This window comes from Actinoplanes sp. NPDC049681, assembly GCF_044465265.1.
GTDB lineage: Bacteria > Actinomycetota > Actinomycetes > Mycobacteriales > Micromonosporaceae > Actinoplanes.
This window is the reverse complement of record NZ_JBITLP010000008.1, coordinates 267,518-287,301: the sequence shown is the minus strand read 5'-3', so window position 1 is coordinate 287,301 and position 19,784 is coordinate 267,518. Positions and strand designations below refer to the sequence as shown.

Sequence of the window (19,784 nt, the reverse complement as noted above, 5' to 3'; positions counted from 1 at the left end):
CTTCACGGCATGGCGAGCTGGTACGAGTCGCACATCGACCGCAAGATCCGCGAGGCCCAGGAGCAGGGGCAGTTCGACGATCTGCCGGGCGCGGGCAAGCCCTTGAGCGACCACGGCCGCGAGTACGACGAGGACTGGTGGGTCAAGGACTGGTTGCGCCGCGAGGGTGCGACCGGCGGGGCCCTGCCGCCGACGCTGGCGCTGCGCCGCGAGGCGGAGGACCTCCGGGAGACCGTCGACCGGCGCACCACGGAGCAGGAGGTACGCGCCTACGTCGCGGCCCTGAACGAGCAGCTGCGCAAGGCACGCGCGGGGCTGCTCGACGGGCCGCCCGTCCTGCTGCCGCCGCTGGATCCGGACGAGGTGGTCCGGGGCTGGCGGCAGCGCCGGGCCTAGCTCTTCTCGGTCAGCTTCAGCGGGTCGGCCGTCAGGGTGTCGCAGCGCACGAACGCCAGCTGGATCTTCACGTCGGTGAACCACAGCACCGGCAGGGTGAGCGGCGGCGGCTGCTCGGGGGTGAAGGTGACCGGGATGAGGCCGAAGAGTTTGCCCTGGAACTTCGGGGTGTAGAACTTGACGTTGCCCTCGGTCGTCAGCTCGTTGCTGTCGATGACCGTTGCCTGGCCGTCGGCCTTCTCCGGCACGGTCAGCCGGAAGGGCTTGGTCACCGACTTGGTCATGCTGAACTTCAGCGCCTTGAGGGTGCCCTGGGCGGTGTCCAGGTCGACCACGCCGTCGTAGGTCGAGTTGTACATCGTCAGCGACTTGCTCTCGAGGACGCCGCCGTTGACGGAGACCGTCGGCACGTCGTCCGGCCCGGCCACCTTGAAGACGCGGGGGCCCAGGCAGGGGATGTCCGACGGGCTCGGCGCCGGGGACGGCGACGCCGAGCCCGCCGGAGCGCCGGTGGAGGCGCTGCCGTCCGGGGTGGGCTTCCCGCCGGGGGTCGTGGCGGGCCCGGTCGGCTCGGAGGTGGCCGGCGCGGGGGAGCTGGGCGTGGTCTCCTCCGGGGCGGAGGTGCCGGTCGACGGGCTCGCCGACGGGCTCGCGGTCTCGTCGCCCGCGGCTGCGGACTCGTCGCTCGCGGACTCGTCGTCGCCGATGCCGAGCAGGTCACCGACGCCGTCGACCAGGCTGTTCCAGCCGTCGACGATGGGGTTGCCGGTTTTCCCGTCACCCTCCTCGGCCTCGTCCGCCTTCGCCGGCGAGCTCTTGCCCGGCGTCGAGGCAGAGGCACTTCTGCGGGCGGCGGGGGCCGACGTGGTGGTCTTGGCCTTCGTCTTGGCCTTGGTCTCGGTCTTCGTCTTCGCCTTGGCCGACACGGAGGCGGAGGACTGCCGCGCGGCCTCCTTCTTCGCGGCGGCAGCCGGGCGGGAGGGCAGCCCGTCCGGGCACTCGTCGTCGGCGCGGGCCGGTGTCCGGCTCCCCGCCACCACGGCGGCGGAGAACACCAGCGGCACGAGGGCGATCACGAAAGCTTTGCGGTGCACGCCTCCGGAGGGCGGCCGGGGTGCCTCCGGGTCGTCGCCGTGCGAGGCGGCCTCGGCCCCGGTGAAGCCGGGGACGATCCCGGACTGGCTCGACGGGCGCAGCACGGCGGTGTCGTCGGCGGACGGTGCCGGGCCGTAGGGCGCAGCGGCCTCGAGAGGCGCGGTGGCCTCGGGGGGCGCGCCGTACGGCAGCTCGGCGGCGGGCTCGGCCGGGTCGTGCGGCTCGGCCACGTCGTCCGGGATCGCGACGGGAGGTTGCGGCTTGCGCGGGGACCAGGAGAGCACCAGGGCGCCGCCGAGAATGCCGAGGAACATGCCGAGGAGGAAGCCACCGAAGTTCAGCCCGATCAGCGAGTAGACCGCCGTGAGCAGGCCGAGGATGCCGTAGAAGATGCGCTGGCCCGGCGTGAGCCAGGTCAGGATGCCGCAGAGCAGGAGCAGCAGGGGCAGCAGGTAGGAGAGGAAGCCCTCCGGCCCGAAGTGAACCTCCATGTCACCCAGCGTCAGGTTGGCGCTGAGGAACAGCTCCAGCCCCGAGAGCAGGAGCAGCAGCCCGCCCCAGAACGGCCGGGTGCGCCGCCAGTGGCGGAAGCCGCCGCCGGCCGACGTGTTCGGTGTTACCACGTACTCCTCCAGTCAGGTGGTGCTGTGCCGCTCCCGGCATGGGTGAGGCCCGCGGACGGTGCATTCCGCGGGCCTCGGGTCCTACGTCAGAAACACTCCACCGGCTTGCCGTCGGCACCCGGCAGGTTGACCTTCATGCCGAGCCCGGTCAGCTTGAAGGTGCCGGCCGAGGTGGAGACCGCGGTCTGCCGCAGTCCCGTGATGGTGACGTGCTTGGCCTCCTGGCCGAACATGCCCGCATCCGGGTAGTGCGCGTCCTTGCCGCCGAGACCCAGCGTGGAGGCGTCCTGACCGATGTTGATGTCGGTGAACTCCGCGTCGCCGCTGAGCTCGCTGACACCGATCAACAGGTTGGTCGCCGCCGCCGGCTTTTCCTCGTCCCGGCCCGCCCGGATGGTGAGCGTGATGGGCAGGCCCGGAGTCTTCACCGACTGGCACAGGTTGTAAAGCTTCGCCGAGGAGATGCCGGAGATGGCGACCGGGATGGGCGTGCCGTCGACCTTCTTGACGGAGTCGCCGTACTGCGCAAAGCCGGTGCCGTCGAGCTTGTCGGCGGAGATTTTGAACGATTGACCGGAGACGGCGAACGAAGCGGCGAACGCCCCGTTGGCCATTCCGAAGACCAAGGCACCGGCTGCCACGGCAGGCACGGCCGCCGCTACGGCGAAACGGCGCCAATTCGTGCGACCGTACGCCGGAGCGCCTTGCGCATCCTTCACGGATCCTCCTCGTACATAACTGGGGAACGGCTCGGCCGCACCGCCATGCGGCTCGCATCGCGGTCGACTCCAGGTCGGGTCCGGAACTGAGACACATCGATGCGGCCGTCTTAACGTGCGGGAAGTGTTGCGTCTACCCGGTGGCCGGGACAAGGGGGTCGGCTACCCGTCGGTAACGTTCCCGAAACGAGATCGATCACTGTGAGTGACCATGGACGGGGTCCGGGTCCGTAAGATGCATCACAATTGGACACTTCGGTCGTCAAACTCACATGTGACCGTCACCACAAGTATCCAGAAGTTGATGATTACGGATCGGTAACAACTTTCAGGAAGCTCTCAGGTCTGTGCACGGAGCATGCGGAGATCGGCCATTCAGATCGGGGCGATCCGTGCCGAATTACCTCAGGTCGGGACCATGCGAGAAAAGGGCAGCGGCCGGTGAGCGGAGACGAGCGGGAGCGCCTTGCGGCCCTGCACGAGTACCGCCTGCTCGACGCGCCCGCCGACGACGAGCTCGAGGCCGTCGTCCGGGTGGCGGCCATGGTCGCCGGCGTGCCGACGGCGACGCTGAACCTCATCGACGAGAACCGGCAGTGCCAGCTGACCACCACCGGGTTCGAAGGGGGCGACTCGCCTCGCGCCGACTCCATGTGCGCGATCCGCTTCGAGACGGGCGAGTTCACCTACGTGCGGGACGCGAGCCTGGACCCCGTGTACGCGGCCAACCCCTGGGTCACCGGCCTCCTCGCCGACGTGCGTTTCTACGCCTCCGCGCCGCTGGTGACGCCGCAGGGCCACGCGCTGGGCACCCTGTGCGTGTTCGATTCGCAGCCCCGGGAGCTCGACGCGGAGCAGATCGCCCGGCTCAAGGACCTGGCGCAGGTGATCCTGGCGCTGTTCGAGCGCCGCCGCCAGGCCCGGGTGAACGCCGGGCTGCTGGCCGAGGCGGAGGCGCGCCAGGAGTTCACCGACGCGGTGCTGGAGACGATCGACGTGGCGGTCGTGGCCGCCGACCCCTCCGGGCACCTGAGCATGTTCAACCGGGCCGGCCGCGCCTGGCACGGGCTCGACGCGGACGCCTCGCTCGAGCCGGAGGAGCTGCCGGAGCGCTACCAGCTGTTCCGTGCCGACGGGGTCACCCCGCTGCCCGCGGACGAGATCCCGCTGCTGTGCGCGCTGCGGGACGGGTCCGTGCACGGTGCCGAAATGATCATCCGGCCGAGCGGCATCCCGCCGCGGCACGTCGTCGCGAGCGGCCGGGCGATGACCTCGCCGGGCGGTACGCCGCTGGGTGCCGTCGTCGCCATGACGGACGTCACCGCCGACCGCGCCCAGCGCCGCGCCCTGGAGCAGGCGCACACCGACCTCGCCGCCACCATCGCGGAGCTCCAGCGCTCCAACCTCGAGCTCGAGCAGTTCGCCGGGGTGGTCAGCCACGACCTGGCGGCGCCGCTCGCGGTCGTCAACGGTTACCTCGAGCTGCTCTCCGACGAGTACGGCGACCGCCTGGATCCGCAGGCGCAGAAGTGGATGGGCTCGGCGACCCGGGCGATCGCCCGGATGCAGGGGCTCATCAGCGCGCTGCTGACCTATGCCCGCGCGGGCAGCGAGCCGTGCCGCCGGGAGAAGACGGATCTCGGGGAGATCGCCGGGCAGGCGCTGAGCGACCTGCGGGACAGCGTGGCCGATGTCGGCGCGGAGGTGACGGTGGCCGCCGACCTCCCGCGCCTGGACGTCGATCCGACGCTGATGCGCCAGCTGCTGCAGAACCTCGTCGCCAACGCCGTGAAGTACCGCCATCCCGACCGGCCGGCCCGGATCGAGGTGGCCGCCGTACCCCGCGGCGACGACTGGCTGGTGACCGTCACGGACAACGGGATCGGCATCGCCGAGTCGCAACGGCGCCGGGTGTTCGAGATGTTCGCCCAGGTGGAGCCGGGCGCCCGCGCGGGCTACGGGGTCGGCCTGTCCACCTGCCAGCGCATCGTCGAGCGCCACGGCGGCCGGATCTGGGCCGACGCGACGCCCGGCGGCGGCACCACCATCGCCTTCACCCTGCCGGGCGCCTGACGTGGTCAGCATGCGGCGCCGCGCCAATGCCGCCTTCGTCGTCCTCGTGACGCTCTTCGTGGCCGTCGTGGTCCTCCAGATCGTGGTCGGGGACCGGCTCCGCGCCGAGCATGCCGAGCGCACCGCCCGGCTGGAGCGGGCCCGCGACGCCAACACCGCCGTGCTGCAGCACCTGACGGACGCGGAGACGGGCGTACGCGGTTTCCAGCTCACCGGCGTGCAGGCCTTCCTCGAGCCGTACCAGCACGGCCGGGTGGGCGCCTTCACGTCGTTCGACCGGGCGGAGGCCGCGACCACCGACGCCCGGGTGCGCCGGCTGCTCACCGACGAGCGGGCGGCGGCGGCCCAGTGGCTGTACGCGTACGCCACGCCGATCGTCATCGCCGGGGTGGCCGATCCGGACTATTCGCAGACCGAGCGCGGCAAGGCGCTGTTCGACCGGGTGCGTACCGCGAACGCCGCGGTCGACGCCGCGCTCCAGGACCAGCAGCGGGCGTACGCCGCCACCGCCCGCCGCCAGTCGGGCCTGGCCCAGCTGCTGTTCGCCGGGCTCGGCGCCGCCCTGCTCGCCGTGGCGGTGGGGCTGGGCCTGTGGGGACGCCGCTCGCTGCTGGCGCCGCTCGAGCACATGCGGACGGTCCTGGACCGGCTCGCCCGCGGAGAGCTGTCCGCCCGGGCCGTCCCGTCGGGGCCGGGGGAGATGCGGGCCGTCATCGGCACGCTCAACCGCCTGGCCTCGGAGACCCAGCGCCTGCACGCCGCGGACCAGGCGCGGCTCGTGCGGACGGAGCTGCGCCAGGCCGTCGCTGTGGCGCTGCGCGACGAGAGCGACGCCGCCGTCGGCGCCCGCCGGGCGGCACGGCTGATCGGCGAGGCGCTCGGCGCGGACGCCGTCCACGGGCGGATCTGCATCAGGTCCGCGGTTGCCGTCGACGTGTGCTGGCCCGATGCCGCGCCGGCGCCGGAGCCGGAGGCGGTGGAGGGCGTGCTCGCCGGGGAGCCGGGCGCCGTCGTGACCGTGCCCGGCCTGGAGGGGGCACTGGCCGTACCGCTGGGCGGCGATGCGGAGCACCCGCCCGGCCTGCTCCTGCTGCAGCGCCGGGACCGCCCGGAGTGGACCGAGGACGACCGGCGCCTGCTGGCCGCCGTGGCCCGCGAGATCGACCACGCGGCGCGCCAGCACCGCCTGAACTACCGCCAGGAGCGGCTGATCCGCGAGATGCGGGTGCTCGACGAGCGCAAGGACGCCTTCGTCGCCACCGTCACCCACGAGCTGCGGACGCCGCTGACCAGCATTCTGGGCTACGCGGAGATGCTCACCGAGGGCGACGCCGGAGATCTGCCCCCGGTGCAGCAGCGCGGCCTGTCGGCGATCCTGCGCAACGCCCACCGGCTTCACGAGACGGTGTCGGACCTGCTGCTGCTCGACCGGGCCAACCACGCGATGGGCGACGGCGCCGTGCCGGTGGACCTGGCCGCCGTGGCGACGACCGTGCAGAAGGAGTTCGCGCCGGTCGCGGCGGCCCGCGGGATCGGCCTGACCGCTGAGACCGACGCCGTGACGGTCGACGGCGACCCCCGCCAGCTCGAACGCGTTCTGCGCAACCTGCTCGACAACGCGCTCAAGTTCACGGGTACGGGCGGCCACGTCAGCTGCCGCGTCCACACCGACCAGGACGCGGCCGTCCTGGCGGTGACCGACACCGGCATCGGCATCCCGGATGCGGACGTGCCCGGGCTGTTCACGCCCTTCCACCGTGCCGCCAACGCCATGGACCGGGCGGTGCAGGGCTCCGGGCTGGGGCTGGCGATCGTCCGTACCATCGTCACGGAGCACGGCGGCACGGTCACGGTGGACTCGAAGCTGGACCAGGGCAGCACCTTCACCGTACGGCTGCCGTTGCGCGCGGCCGGCTGACGCGCAACCGAGCCGCTCCGGAACCCGCAACCGGTTTGCAACCCGGCACCCGGAATCTGGAACTCCCCCGATCCGAGGAGTTCCTTCCCATGCGTATGCGCCGCGCCGCCACCGCCGCTCTGCTGACCGCCGGCATCCTGGTCCCCGCCGTCTCGACCGCCGCCGTCGCCTTCGCGAGCCCCTCGAAGCACACGTCGAGCGCCGCCAAGTCCACCCACAAGCCCGAGGCGACCCCGAAGCCCAAGGCCACCCCGAAGCCGACCAAGACGCCGAAGGCCCAGAAGCCCGTGCGCTTCACCGCGTCCGGCACCGTCACGGCCGTCGACGCCGAGGCCGGCACCGTCACCCTGGTCGTCAAGGGCGGCACCAAGGACGTGCGCAAGAGCACGCTCACGGTGACCGTGCCCGCCAAGGCGTCGGTCCGCGTCAACAGCAAGAAGGCCACCGTCGCGGCCCTGGCCGCCGGCTTCCGGATCGAGGTGACCGGCCGCCGTGCCGGCGCCGTCTACACCGTCGACGTGCTCCGCGCGACCGGCAAGAAGGCCAAGCCGGCCCCGAGCGTCACGCCGAGCCCGACGACCGAGCCGACGGACGAGCCGACCACCGAGCCGACCACCGAGCCGACGGACGAGCCGACCACCGAGCCGACCGACGAGCCGAGCACCGAGCCGACCGTGGCCCCGTCCGCGGACCCGGCGGTCTGAACGACCGATCTCCCGTACGGAAAGAGGACGCCGCTCCCCGGCGTCCTCTTTCCGTGTTGATCGAGGTTTCATCGGCAACTGGCGCCGCGGGGTGGCGCAGTTGCCGATACTCGAAGGGTCCGGTGTTTCCGCGGGGGAGAGGCTCAATCCGTGACCCACGTCAGCCCTGTCTGTGCCACGCCCACGGAGATCGAGTTCGAGCTCGTCGGCAACCTGGCCCGGTCGCGGGGCACGACGGTCGAGTCGGCCAGCCCGGAGGACCTCTACCAGGCGCTCGCCCTGACCGTCCGGGACCACCTCGTGGACCGGTACATCCGGACCACTCAGGCGCACTACGAGACAAATCCCCGCTTCGTGTACTACTTCTCCGCCGAGTACATGCTGGGACGCCAGCTCGGGCAGAACCTGCTCTACACCGGCACCGCCGACGTCGCCCGTTCCGCGCTGGAGGCGCTCGGGGTCGATCCGGCCGACGTGGCGGCGCTGGACGTGGAGCCGGGGCTCGGCAACGGCGGCCTCGGCCGGCTCGCCGCGTGCCTGCTGGACGCCCTCGCCACCCTGGACATTCCGGCGGTCGGCTACGGCATCCGCTACGACTTCGGCATCTTCAAGCAGGAGTTCCGGGAAGAGGCGCAGGTCGAACGCCCCGACGACTGGACGTACTACGGCAACCCGTGGGAATTCCCCGCGCCGGACGACCAGCAGCGCGTCGGCTTCTACGGCACCACCGAGCCGGGCGAGGGCGGGCGGGGCACCTGGACGCCCGGCGAGGTCGTGCGTGGCGAGCCGAGCCACATGCTGGTTCCCGGGTACGGCACCGGCACCGTGAACATCGTCCGGTTGTGGCGCGCCCGTGCCGCCCGCGAATCCTTCGACCTGTCACGCTTCGGCGCGGGCCGGTACGGCGAGGCCGTCGAGGCGATCGTGCGGTCGGAGACCATCAGCAAGGTCCTGTACCCGGACGACAGCACCGAGCTGGGCCGCGAGCTGCGGCTCAAGCAGCAGTACTTCCTGGTCGCCTGCTCACTGCGGGACATCATCCGCCGCTACCGGCTGCGCAACGACGGCTGGGACGCCTTCCCCGACAAGGTGGTGATCCAGCTCAACGACACCCACCCGGTCATCGCGATCCCCGAGCTGATGCGGATCCTCGTGGACGAGGAGGGGCTGGAGTGGGAGCGCGCGTGGTCGATCACCCAGCGCGTCTTCGCGTACACGTGCCACACGCTGTTGCCGGAAGCCCTGGAGACCTGGCCGGTGTGGCTGCTGCGCCGGCTTCTGCCCCGGCACATGGAGATCATCTTCCTGATCAACCACCGGTTCCTGCAGCAGGTCGAGCGCCTGCACCCGGGCGAGCCGGAGCGCCTGCGGCTGCTCTCCATCATCGAGGAGGGCGGTGAGCAGCGGGTACGGATGGCCCACCTGGCCGTCGTCGGCAGCTTCGCCGTCAACGGGGTGGCCGCCCTGCACTCGCGGCTGCTCACCGAGACGACCCTGCGGGCGTTCGCCGACGTGCTGCCGCACCACTTCCACAACGTCACCAACGGCATCTCGCCGCGGCGTTTCCTGCTCGTCGCCAACCCCGGCCTGACCCGGCTGATCAGCGCGCGCCTGGGTGGCTCCGAGTGGCTGCGCGACCTCGACCGGCTCGCCGAGCTGGAGTCGGCGGCCGGCGATCCGGAGTTCCGGGCCCGGTGGCAGGCGGTGAAGCGGCGCAACCGGCAGGAGCTGGCCCACTACGCCCAGACGACGACCGGGGTGACCCTGGATCCCGACGCCCTCTGCGACGTCATGATCAAGCGTTTCCACGAGTACAAGCGGCAGGTGCTGCGGGTGCTGCACGTGATCGTGCTGTACCAGCGGATCAAGCGTGGCGACCTGGCCGGTGTCGTGCCGCGCTCGATCGTCTTCGGCGGCAAGGCGGCGCCCGGCTATCACGCGGCCAAGCGGGTCATGCGGCTCGCCAATGTCGTCGCCCGGGTGGTGAACGCCGATCCGGAGGTCGCGCCGTACCTGAAGGTGGCCTTCCTGCCGGACTACAACGTGACCCGGGCGGAGCTGATCATCCCGGCGGCCGACCTGTCCGAGCAGATCTCCATGGCGGGCAAGGAGGCCTCGGGCACGAGCAACATGAAGCTGGCCCTGAACGGCGCGCTGACGATCGGCACCCTGGACGGCGCGAACGTCGAGATCCGCGAGCGGGTCGGCGCCGAGAACTTCTTCCTCTTCGGCATGGACGCCGCCGAGGCGGCCGCCCTGCGTGCCGGGCCCTACCAGCCGCGGTCCTACTACGAGCAGGACTTCGAGCTGCGGGCCGCGATCGACGCCATCACCGGCGGGCCCTTCGCCTTCGACGGCGGCGACATCCTGGTGGGCGATCTGCTAGGCCACGACGAGTACCTGACGATGGCGGACTTCCGCGCCTACACCGACTGCCAGGACGAGGTGGCCCGGGTGTGGCGGGACCAGGACGAATGGACGCGCCGCGCGATCCGCAACGTCGCGCGCAGCGGGTTCTTCTCCTCCGACCGTACGATCCGCGATTACTGCCGCGACATCTGGCGCGCGGTGCCGGTGCCGCCCAAGCCGGAGTGACCACCGTCCGCGGCCGCCCGGGTGGGCCGGGCGGCCGGGACCGGCGTCAGCCCTTGACGCTGCCCGCGAGCAGGCCGCGGACGAAGTAGCGCTGGAGCAGCAGGAAGATCGTGACCGGCACGATGATCGACACGAAGGCGCCCGCGGAGAGCAGGTGCCACGCCGTGCCCCGGGTGCCGCTCAGGTTCGCGAGCTGCACGGTGATCGGGGCGACGGCCTCGCCGCCGCCGGCGAAGGTGAGGGCGACCAGCAGGTCGTTCCACACCCAGAGGAACTGGAAGATGCCGAACGCGGCGAGTGCCGGGCGCAGCAGCGGCAGCAGCACCTTGAAGAAGATCGACACGTGGCCGGCGCCGTCCACCCGGGCCGCCTCCAGCAGCGTCGACGGCACCTCCCGCATGAAGTTGTGCAGCAGGTAGATGGCCAGCGGCAGGCCGAAGATCGAGTGCGACAGCCAGATCGTCCAGAAGGTGTTCGCCAGGCCCGCGTCCACATAGAGGGTGAGCAGCGGGATCAGCGTGACCTGCAGCGGCACGATCTGCAGGGCGAAGATCACCAGGAACAGGATGTTGCGCCCGGGGAACTTGATCCAGGCGAACGCGTACGCCGCGATGGTCGCCAGCGTCAGCGGGATGATCACCGAGGGGATCGTGATCACCAGCGAGTTGACGAAGTACGCCCCCAGCCCCGCGCCGCTCTCCGAGTCGAGCACGGCCCGGTAGTTGTCCAGGGTCAGCGTCGGGTTGGAGAAGAACGTCCACCAGCCGGTGGTCTTGATCGCCCGCTCCGGCCGGAACGAGGAGACGAGCAGGCCGAAGGTCGGCACCGTCCACAGCACCGCGATGACGATCGCCGCGAGCGAGGCCCAGGGCGAGCTGAGCTTGCGCTTGGCGACGGCGGCGGCGGAGAGGTTCTTCGCGTCGACCGGCACTGCCGTCGCCGGCGGGGTGGTGGTGGTCATAGCGCCTCCGATCGGCGGATCTGCCGGATGTTGTAGACGACGATCGGGATCACCAGCAGGAACAGCAGGACGGCGAGCGCCGCACCGAGCCCCTGGTTGTCGCTGCGGAAGCTCTGGCTGTAGAACTCGTTGGCGATGACGCTGGTGTTGAACTGGCCGCCGGTCATCGTGCGCACGATGTCGAAGACCTTGAGCGTGCCGATGCCGATGGTGGTCAGCACCACCACGACGGCCGGGCGGATCGCCGGCAGGGTGACGAAGCGGAACATGCCCCAGGCCGTCACGCCGTCGAGCCGGGCGGCCTCGACGATGTCGTCGGGGATCGCCTTGATGGCCGCGGACAGCACGGTCATCGCGAAGCCGGCCTGGATCCAGATCATGACCACGATCAGCAGGAACGTGTTCAGCGGGGAGTCCACCAGCCACTGCTGCGGCTTGCCGCCGACCCACACCAGCAGCTGGTTGAGCAGGCCGATCTGCTTCACCCGGCCCTGGTCCGGCCGGTACTCGTAGATGAACTTCCAGATGATCGAGGCGCCCACGAACGAGATGGACATGGGCAGGAAGATCAGTGCCTTGGCGGCGGACTCGAACCTCGACTTGTCGACCAGGATGGCGTAGAGCAGGCCCACCCCGGTGGCCACGAACGGCGTGACCACGACCCAGAACACCGTGTTGCGCAGCACCGTCAGCTGGTCCGCGTCGGTGAAGATCGTCTTGTAGTTGTCCAGGCCGATGAACGCGCTGCCGGCGGCGTCGAAGAACGACTCGTAGATCGTGCGCACACCCGGGTAGACCAGGCCGACCAGCAGCATGAGCAGCGTGGGGGCGAGGTAGGCGTACGCGGTCCAGCGGTCGGCGCGGCGGCCGCGGAACAGCGTGGCGAGGAAGAGGATGATGCCCACGACCGCGGCGAAGAGCAGGATCGCGGCGAGCATCAGCCCGATCTTCGCGGTGTTGGTCTCGGCGGTTAACACGCGACCCGTACCTCCTTGTAGGTGCAAGGGGGCCGGTCACCTCTCGGCGACCGGCCCCGGGGTGGTTCTACCTCACTTGGGCCACGCGTTCTCGATGTTGTCGACGGTGGTCTTGGTGTCCTGTCCGGTCACCCAGCTCGTCGCCTGCTTCCAGAACGCGTTCGAGCCGATGGCGGCCGGCATCTGGTCCGAGCCGTCGAACCGGAAGACCGTGTTCGGGTCTTTCAGGATCGTCGCGGCCAGCTTGTCGATCGGGTTGCTCAGGTTGTTCGGGTCGATGCCCTTGTTGGCGCTGACCCAGCCCTGCGAGACCTTGGCCTTGTTGTTGGCCCAGGTGTCGGTGGACAGGTACGTCTGGAACGCCTTGACCTCGGGCCGGTCGGAGAACGCGAGGTTGAACTCGCCGCCGCCGAGCACCGGCTTGCTGCTGGCGTCCTTGCCGGGCAGGTAGAACGCGAACACGTCGCCGTCCTCGGCCACCTTGACGTCCTTGGGGAAGTTCGCCGCGTAGAAGCTCGCCTGGCGGTGCAACGAGCAGGTGCCCTCGTTGACGATCGGCAGGCCCGCGTCCTGGAACGTGGTGGTGGCGATGCTCTTGACGTCGCCGAGGCCGCCGTTGACGTACTTGTCGTTCTTCAGGTACGCGCCGACCGCGTCCAGGGCCGCCGTGGACTCGGGGCCGTTGAACGGGATCTCGTGGTTGACCCACTTGTCGTAGGTCTCCGGCCCGTACAGCCGGAGCATGAAGTCCTCCATCCAGTCGGTGATCGGCCAGCCCGTGGCCTCACCGCTGGAGATGCCGGCGCACCACGGCTTCTTGCCGTCCGCGGCGATCTTGTCGGAGAGCTGCTTGAGCTCGTCCAGCGTGGTCGGGATCTGGTAGCCCTTCTCCTTGAACTCGCTGGGCGAGTACCAGACCAGGGACTTCACGCTGGCACCGGACGGCGCGGCGTAGAACTTGCCGTTGACCGTCGCGTAGCCCTTCCAGTCCTTGCCCCAGAACTTGTCGACGTTGGCGGCGACCTCGGCCGGCGCCTCGACCGCCTTGCCGGTGGCGACGAGCTGCTTGAGCAGGCCCGGCTGCGGCACGATGGCGAGGTCCGGCGGGTTGCCGGCCTTGGCGCGGACCAGGATCTGGGTCTCGAAGGCCTTGTCGCCCTCGTACTTGATGGTCACACCGGTGCAGTCTTCGAAAGGCTTGTACGAGTCCTTGTACGCCTTGTCCTCCGGCGTGACGATGCCGGTGTAGACCGAGACCGTCTTGCCCTTCAGGTTGCCGTACGAGCTGAACTGCGAGCAGTCGACGGACTGCTTGGCCGTGGAATCGTCGTTCGAGTCGTCACTGCCGCCACAGGCGGCCAGACCGAACACCAGGCCCACGCCGAGCGAGCCGGCGAGGGCGCCGCGCAGGCGCGGACTCCTGGAATGACCGAACATACCTCTCCCTATGTCACATCACGCCGGGGCGTGACAGCACCGTCACCGTTTCCGGTTCCCCCGGCTGTCAGTCAAGAACGGGCAGCCCTCTTTCGCAATGTTTCCGGTTGATCAACCGAGTAACGATTCGGCACCGGAGCAGCGGTGTTCTTAAACGTTTAAGAAAGCTAAAAGTGCTCTTGCGCTGACGGAGAGGTGATATTCAGCGATAGGGATCGATGCGCGCGGTTTCCACGCCCGCAAGATTTTTCAGTGCCCGGTCACGGCAGGGCGGCGCGGAGGGCATATCCGAAGCCACGGTGGGTCACGATCAGCGGCGGTCCTAGCTCCTCGAGCCGGCGCCGCAGCGAGCCGACGTACGCGTCGACGGCGTCCGCGCCGGCGCCGCCGTGCCCGGTGACCGCCTCCAGGAGCTCGACCCGGGGCAGGACCCGGCGCGGGTTGAGCAGGAAGTGGCGCAACAGCTCGGCCTCGGCGGTGCTGAGCTCCACCGGCTCGCCGGCGCGGCGCACCTCCAGGGTCTCCTGATCGAGCTCGACGTCCGCGTGGCGCAGGACCCGGGTGGTCCGGTGGTGCAGGAGGGCCCGGACCCGGGGCAGCAGGACCCCGAGGTCGATCGGCTTGGTGATCCACTCGTCGCCGCCGTACGCCAGCCCCGCCACCAGGTCGGCCCGGGCGTCGCGCGCGGTCAGGAACACCACGCCGGCACCGGAGCCGCCGGCCCGCAGCCGCCGGCACACGTCCATGCCGTCGCCGTCGGGCAGCATGACGTCCATGAGCAGCAGGTCGGGCCGGTGCTCGGTGGCCTTCTCGACGGCCTGGGCGGCGGTTCCCGCGGTGTCCACCGCGAAGCCGTGGAAGGTCAGAACCGTGGACAGCATGTCGACGACGGCCGGCTGGTCGTCGACGACGAGGATGCGAGGACTGGTCATTCGGGCCATGAGACCAGAGCAGGATGAGAATCGCATGAACGTTGTGACCAGCCATCGACAGATGGTGATATGGGGGAACCTGCGCAAAGACGGCGAAGGGAATCCCCGGCATGCGCGCTCACCGCCTCCTCGCCCTGGTCCCGCTCGTCGCTGTCGCCGTTCTCGTCCCCGGCGCGCCCGCATCCGCCGGTGCCGCGGGCGACTACCCCGAGTTCCCGTACGCCCCGACGGCCTACACCGAGCCGTACCGCGGGCAGGTGCACTTCAGCCCGGCCGCGGGCTGGATGAACGACGTCAACGCGCCCCTGTACGCCGACCGCGTGTACCACCTGTTCTTCCAGCACAATCCGCACGGCCTGCAGTGGGACACCATGCACTGGGGGCATGCCGTGAGCCCGGACCTCGTGCACTGGACGCAGCGGCCGATCGCCCTCGAGCCCGGCGTGCACCCCGGCAACCTCTTCTCGGGTGGCGGCGTGGTCGACACCGCGAACACGTCCGGGCTGCGCACCGGCGACCGCGCACCGATCGTGGTCTTCACCGGCACCGACGGCGTGAGCGTCGCGTACAGCAACGACGGCGGGGAGACCTTCCAGGCGTACGACCACGGCCGCAAGGTCATCACCATGCCGGCGGAGAGCCGCGATCCGAAGGTTTTCTGGTACGCGCCGGACCGCCGCTGGGTGATGGTCGTCTGGTCCGGCGCCGGGGGCAACGCCGCACACTTCTACACCTCGCCCGACCTGCTCACGTGGACCTTCGCGAGCCGGTACGCGGCCGGCTGGCTCTTCGAGTGCCCCGACATGTTCCCGCTGCCCGTCGACGGCACCGGCGCCGTCCGGTGGGTGCTCAACGACGCGAGCGGCGAGTACGTCCTCGGCTCCTTCGACGGCACCACGTTCACCGCCGACGCCCCCGAGCCGAAGCGGATGGACGAGGGCGACAACCGCTTCGACGGCAGCATCTACGCCGGGCTGACCTTCAGCAACCTGCCCGGCGGCCGGATCGTGCAGATGGCGTGGATGCCCGGCAACCACGGCAACGTGTGGACCGGCAGCGCCACCTTCCCGGTCGAGCTGGGGCTGCGCAGCTATCCCGACGGCCTGCGCGTGACCCGCACGCCGGTCGCCGAGATCGACTCGCTGCGCGGCGCCGCCATCTCGTGGTCGGACCGGACGGTGTCCGGGGACGGCTCGGGCGACCCGCTGCGCGGCGCGTCGGCCGACGCGTACGAGCTGACGGCCGAGTTCGACACCGCCACCGCGACGGCCTCCCGCTTCGGGTTCCGGCTCGGCGTCCGGCCCGACGGTACGGCCACCCGCGACGTCGCGTACGACCGTGCGGCCGGGACGCTGGACGGCGCCCCGCTCGCCACGGTCGCCGGCCGGATCCGGGTCCGCATGATCGTGGACCGCGGCCAGCTCGAGATCTTCGGCAACGACGGGCGGCTGTCGATCACCCGTACGGTCGCCTTCGACCCGGGCGCGTACGGCCTGAGCGCCTACGCCGAGGGCGGCAGCGTGCACCTCGTGTCGCTGCGGCTGACCCCGCTGCGGCCGGCGTGGGGGAGCGGGGAACCGACCCTGCGCGGCGACGTCGCCGGGCCCTGGCACGCCGCCGGCGGCACCTGGACCGACACCGCCGACGGCAAGCGCGGCGAGGCGTCCGGGGACGGGTTCTACCTCGGCGCGAGCAGCGGCAGCGACTTCACGTACGAGGGCGACGTGCGGCTGGACACCGCCGTCGCGGCGGGGCTGACCTTCCGTGGCCATTACACGCTCACTGTGGACGCCGTGGCCGGTGTCGTGAAGCTCTGGCGTCCCGGGCGCGACATCGCACAGGCCCCGGCGCCGGTGGCCCGTGGCAGGTTCCACCATCTGCGCGTCGTGGCCGAGGGTTCCCGCCTGCGGGGTTACCTCGACCACGCCGCCACGCCGTTGATCGACGCCACCGACGACGCGTACGCCGCGGGCCCGTTCGGCCTCAACGTCTTCCAGGGCAGCGCGGTGCTGCAGAATCCCAGCGCCGCCGCCGCGGGCTGGCAGCAGAACCTGGGCGGCTCCTGGGCCCCGGCGGACGGTGCCTGGACCGCGCCCGGCGACGGCGTGGCGGGCCGCCGTACCGGTGACGGGTTCTACCTGTCGGCGCGCAGCGGCGCCGACTTCACCTACGAGGGCGACCTGCGGGTGGTCTCCGGGCGGGCCGCGGGCCTGACCTTCCGGGCGGCGCCGGGCGCGACCGGCCACTACACCGCCAACGTCGACACCGACGGTTACGTCAAGCTGTGGCGCCCCGGCCGGGACATCGCCACCTTTGCGACCGATGTCGTCCCGGGCCGCACCTACCACCTGCGGGTGGTCGCGAACGGCGACCGGTTCGAGGTCTTCCTGGACGGGCGGGCGGCGCCGGTCATCAGCGCCACGGACGACGCCTACGCCGCCGGTCTGTTCGGGGTCAACGTGTTCGACGGCAGCTGCCTGATCCAGGGCGTGACGCTGCACTGACCGGCCCGCCGGTCAGACGTATCGGCCCGACACATTGATGGTGATGGAACTCGTCCCGGACCTTACCGCCTCGCCGGCTCCGGTGCTGAATCGAGTTGTCCCACGAGACGGAGGAGGGTACGCATGTTCACCGATCATCGGCCCCGGCGCCGGGTACGCCCCGCCCTGGCCGCCGTCGTCCTCGTCGCCGCGCTCGGCCTGCTCGGGGTTCCCGCGTCCGCGGGTCCCCAGGCGGCGCCCGGCGCCGCCCGGTTCAGCCCCCAGGGCACCTACACCGCGGTCTGGAGCCGCGCCGACGCGCTCAAGGTCCGCCCCGACGCCACCAACACCAGCCCGCTGATCCCCGCCACCTTCCCGGTCATGACCGACCAGGTCTGGATCTGGGACACCTGGCCGCTGACCGACCTGACCACCGACGTGGTGACGTACCGGGGCTGGCACGTCATCTTCTCGCTGACCGCGCCCCGGAACATCTTCTTCGGCGACCGGCACTGGCAGGCCCGGATCGGCTACTTCTACTCGCGTGACGCCCGGACGTGGACCTACGGCGGACCGCTGTTCCCGGCCGGTTCGTCCCTCGGTTCGCGCGAGTGGGCCGGCTCGACGGTCCTCGAGGGACGCGACGAGGTCCAGACCTTCTACACCGCGTCCGGCCACGACAACGGCGGCATCGACCCGAACGACCCGCTGCAGCGCCTGGCGACCGCGAGCGGGCGCATCCACGCGAACGCGAGCCGCGTGTGGTTCACCGGCTTCACCAACCACAAGATCATCGCGGAGCCCGACGGGCGGATGTACCAGACGCTGCAGCAGTCGCAGGCCGGCCCGATCATTTACGCCTTCCGCGACCCGTTCGCCTTCCGCAACCCCGCCGACGGCCGTGTCTACGTGCTCTTCGAGGGCAACACCGGCGGCGTGGCCGGCGACTACCGCTGCACCGCACGCGACCTCGGGCCGTTGCCGCCGGGGCACACCGTGCCGGCCGACTCGCGGTTCTACACCGGCAACATCGGCCTGGCCGAGGCCACCAGCCCGGATCTGCGGACCTTCCGGCTGCTGCCGCCCGTGCTCTCCGCCAACTGCGTCAACCAGCAGACCGAGCGGCCGCACCTGGTCTTCCACCGCGGGCAGGTGTACCTGTTCACCATCAGCCACACCTTCACGTACGCGCCCGGGCTGACCGGACCCGACGGCGTCTACGGCTTCGTGTCGCGGACGGTACGCGGCGACTACCGGCCGCTCAACGGCAGCGCCCTGGTGCTCGGCAACCCGGCGAGCCAGCGCCTGCAGCAGTACTCGCACTACGTGATGCCGGACCTGCTCGTGGAGAGCTTCATCGACACGATCTTCACGCAGCCGGGGGAGCAGGCACCCGTCTACGGCGGCACCCTCGCGCCGACGCTGCGCCTGGAGTTCCGCGACGCGAACACGTACATGGTGCAGCAGCTGGGATACGGCTACATTCCCGCGACCCGTACCCCTCCCCGTCCCTAACCCTGCGGCCGCCGGTCGCGGGAGCTCCGTGACCGGCGGCCCGCCAGCCACACCAGCGCACCCACGGCGAACACGGCCAGGCCGGCCAGCACCGAGACGCGCGGCAGGGTGACCGCCAGCAGCAGGCAGCCCGCCAGGCCCACCATGGGCACCGGCCGGCGCGGTGCACCCTCGTCGCGCCGCAGGGTCAGGGCGCAGGCGTTCGCGACCGCGTAGTAGACCAGCACGCCGAACGACGAGAAGCCGATCGCCCCGCGCAGGTCCACCAGCACGACGAGGGCCGCCACCGCCAGGCCGACCGCCACCTCCGCCCGGTGCGGCACCCCGTGCCGGGCGCTGACCGCATCCAGCGCGCCGGGCAGGTGCCGCTCGCGCGCCATGGCGAAGGTCGTCCGGGACACGCCCAGGATGAGGGCCAGCAGGGCACCCAGGGCGGCGAGCGCGGCGCCCACCCGGACCACGCCGGTCAGCCACGAGGCGCCGGCCGCGATCACCGTGTCCGCCAGCGGTGCCGCCGACACGGCCAGCCGCGCCGGGCCCAGGACGGCGAGAACGGCGGCGGCGACGAGGGCGTACAGGACGAGCGTGACGCCCAGGGCGAGCGGCACCGCGCGGGGGATCGTGCGCTGCGGGTCGCGTACCTCCTCGCCCAGGGTGGCGATGCGGGCGTACCCGGCGAAGGCGAAGAACAGCAGCCCGGCGCCCCGCAGCACACCCCATGCGTCGGCGGGGACCGTGCCGCCCCCGGAGGTCGCCCCGGCGGTCAGCCCGGCAGCCACGACGGCGAGCAGCACGGCGATCACGACCGCGACGATGACCCGGGCGGCGCTCATGGACTTCTGCACCCCGGCGAGATTGAGACCGGTCAGCGCGGCGACGGCCGCCACCGCGAACACCTTCTCGTGGCCCGGTGCCACGTACGCGCCGAAGGTCAGCGCCATCGCCGCGCAGGAGGCGGTCTTGCCGACCACGAACCCCCAGCCCGCGAGGAAGCCCCAGAGGTCGCCCAGGCGCTTGCGGCCGTACACATAGGTGCCGCCGGACGACGGATAGATCGCGGCGAGCCGCGCCGAGGAGATCGCATTGCAGTACGCGACCACGCCGGCGATCGCCAGCGCGAGCGGCAGCCACGAACCCGCGGCGGCCGCGGCCGGGGCGAACGCGGCGAACACCCCGGCGCCGATCATCGCGCCGAGTCCCACCACGACCGCGTCCGTCGTGCCCAGCCGCCGCGTCAGTCCGGATGTCACCCCGGGAAATCTACTGGCGGCGGTGCGGTCCGCGTCGTACGGTCGCCCGGACGACGACCTCGGACCCGGGAGACGACATGCGAGAGCTCGGCACGCTCCGGCTGAC

Annotated in this window: 14 protein-coding genes; 7 read left to right on the top strand and 7 right to left on the bottom strand. The window is 71.1% G+C overall.

From position 1 onward, the window contains the following. Window positions 1-9: 9 nt before the first annotated feature. Window positions 10-396, top strand: a complete 387-nt coding sequence (locus ACIBO8_RS28955; RefSeq protein WP_396118498.1) for a DUF1992 domain-containing protein — start codon at window positions 10-12, stop codon at window positions 394-396. On the opposite strand, the gene ACIBO8_RS28950 is transcribed toward ACIBO8_RS28955, so the two are convergent. Together ACIBO8_RS28950 and ACIBO8_RS28945 are read right to left on the bottom strand one after the other, a co-directional pair. Further along, complete coding sequence (locus tag ACIBO8_RS28950) at window positions 393-2,114, bottom strand: DUF6114 domain-containing protein (RefSeq protein WP_396118497.1); 1,722 nt, start codon at window positions 2,112-2,114, stop codon at window positions 393-395. The genes ACIBO8_RS28955 and ACIBO8_RS28950 overlap by 4 nt on opposite strands. 86 nt (window positions 2,115-2,200) lie before the next feature. Then, on the bottom strand, window positions 2,201-2,833 hold the full coding sequence (locus tag ACIBO8_RS28945) for a DUF6230 family protein (protein ID WP_396118496.1): 633 nt from the start codon (window positions 2,831-2,833) through the stop codon (window positions 2,201-2,203). 441 nt (window positions 2,834-3,274) lie between these two features. Here ACIBO8_RS28945 and ACIBO8_RS28940 point away from each other — a divergent pair, with 441 nt between their 5' ends. From ACIBO8_RS28940 to ACIBO8_RS28925, 4 genes are all read left to right on the top strand, one after another. Then, entirely contained in the window at window positions 3,275-4,906 is a 1,632-nt protein-coding gene (locus ACIBO8_RS28940) for an ATP-binding protein (protein WP_396118495.1), read from the top strand. Window positions 4,907-4,916: 10 nt separating this feature from the next. Further along, the gene (locus tag ACIBO8_RS28935; RefSeq protein ID WP_396118494.1) at window positions 4,917-6,824 is read left to right on the top strand and encodes an ATP-binding protein; all 1,908 of its coding nucleotides are present in this window, start codon (window positions 4,917-4,919) and stop codon (window positions 6,822-6,824) included. An 89-nt stretch (window positions 6,825-6,913) separates the two neighbouring features. Beyond that, a complete protein-coding gene (locus tag ACIBO8_RS28930) occupies window positions 6,914-7,528 on the top strand; it encodes a hypothetical protein (RefSeq protein ID WP_396118493.1) in 615 nt (204 codons plus the stop codon). Window positions 7,529-7,678: 150 nt separating this feature from the next. Next, the gene (locus ACIBO8_RS28925) at window positions 7,679-10,123 is read left to right on the top strand and encodes a glycogen/starch/alpha-glucan phosphorylase (protein WP_396118492.1); all 2,445 of its coding nucleotides are present in this window, start codon (window positions 7,679-7,681) and stop codon (window positions 10,121-10,123) included. A gap of 46 nt (window positions 10,124-10,169) precedes the next feature. Here ACIBO8_RS28925 and ACIBO8_RS28920 read toward each other — a convergent pair whose 3' ends face one another. The 4 genes from ACIBO8_RS28920 to ACIBO8_RS28905 form a co-directional block, all read right to left on the bottom strand. Further along, entirely contained in the window at window positions 10,170-11,084 is a 915-nt protein-coding gene (locus ACIBO8_RS28920; RefSeq protein ID WP_396118491.1) for a carbohydrate ABC transporter permease, read from the bottom strand. Beyond that, complete coding sequence (locus tag ACIBO8_RS28915) at window positions 11,081-12,022, bottom strand: carbohydrate ABC transporter permease (RefSeq protein ID WP_396118719.1); 942 nt, start codon at window positions 12,020-12,022, stop codon at window positions 11,081-11,083. The genes ACIBO8_RS28920 and ACIBO8_RS28915 overlap by 4 nt, the downstream gene beginning before the upstream one ends. Before the next feature lie 111 nt (window positions 12,023-12,133). Continuing rightward, the gene (locus tag ACIBO8_RS28910) at window positions 12,134-13,498 is read right to left on the bottom strand and encodes an ABC transporter substrate-binding protein (protein ID WP_396118490.1); all 1,365 of its coding nucleotides are present in this window, start codon (window positions 13,496-13,498) and stop codon (window positions 12,134-12,136) included. Window positions 13,499-13,758: 260 nt separating this feature from the next. Beyond that, complete coding sequence (locus tag ACIBO8_RS28905) at window positions 13,759-14,430, bottom strand: response regulator transcription factor (protein WP_396118489.1); 672 nt, start codon at window positions 14,428-14,430, stop codon at window positions 13,759-13,761. A gap of 110 nt (window positions 14,431-14,540) precedes the next feature. Between ACIBO8_RS28905 and ACIBO8_RS28900 the strand changes: the two genes are divergently transcribed. After that, complete coding sequence (locus ACIBO8_RS28900) at window positions 14,541-16,934, top strand: glycoside hydrolase family 32 protein (protein WP_396118488.1); 2,394 nt, start codon at window positions 14,541-14,543, stop codon at window positions 16,932-16,934. Window positions 16,935-17,057: 123 nt separating this feature from the next. Continuing rightward, the gene (locus ACIBO8_RS28895; protein ID WP_396118487.1) at window positions 17,058-18,428 is read left to right on the top strand and encodes a glycoside hydrolase family 68 protein; all 1,371 of its coding nucleotides are present in this window, start codon (window positions 17,058-17,060) and stop codon (window positions 18,426-18,428) included. Here the strand turns inward: ACIBO8_RS28895 and ACIBO8_RS28890 are convergent. Then, window positions 18,425-19,678 (bottom strand): APC family permease, encoded by a 1,254-nt coding sequence (locus ACIBO8_RS28890; RefSeq protein ID WP_396118486.1) that lies wholly within the window; start codon window positions 19,676-19,678, stop codon window positions 18,425-18,427. The genes ACIBO8_RS28895 and ACIBO8_RS28890 overlap by 4 nt on opposite strands. Window positions 19,679-19,784 lie beyond the last annotated feature (106 nt).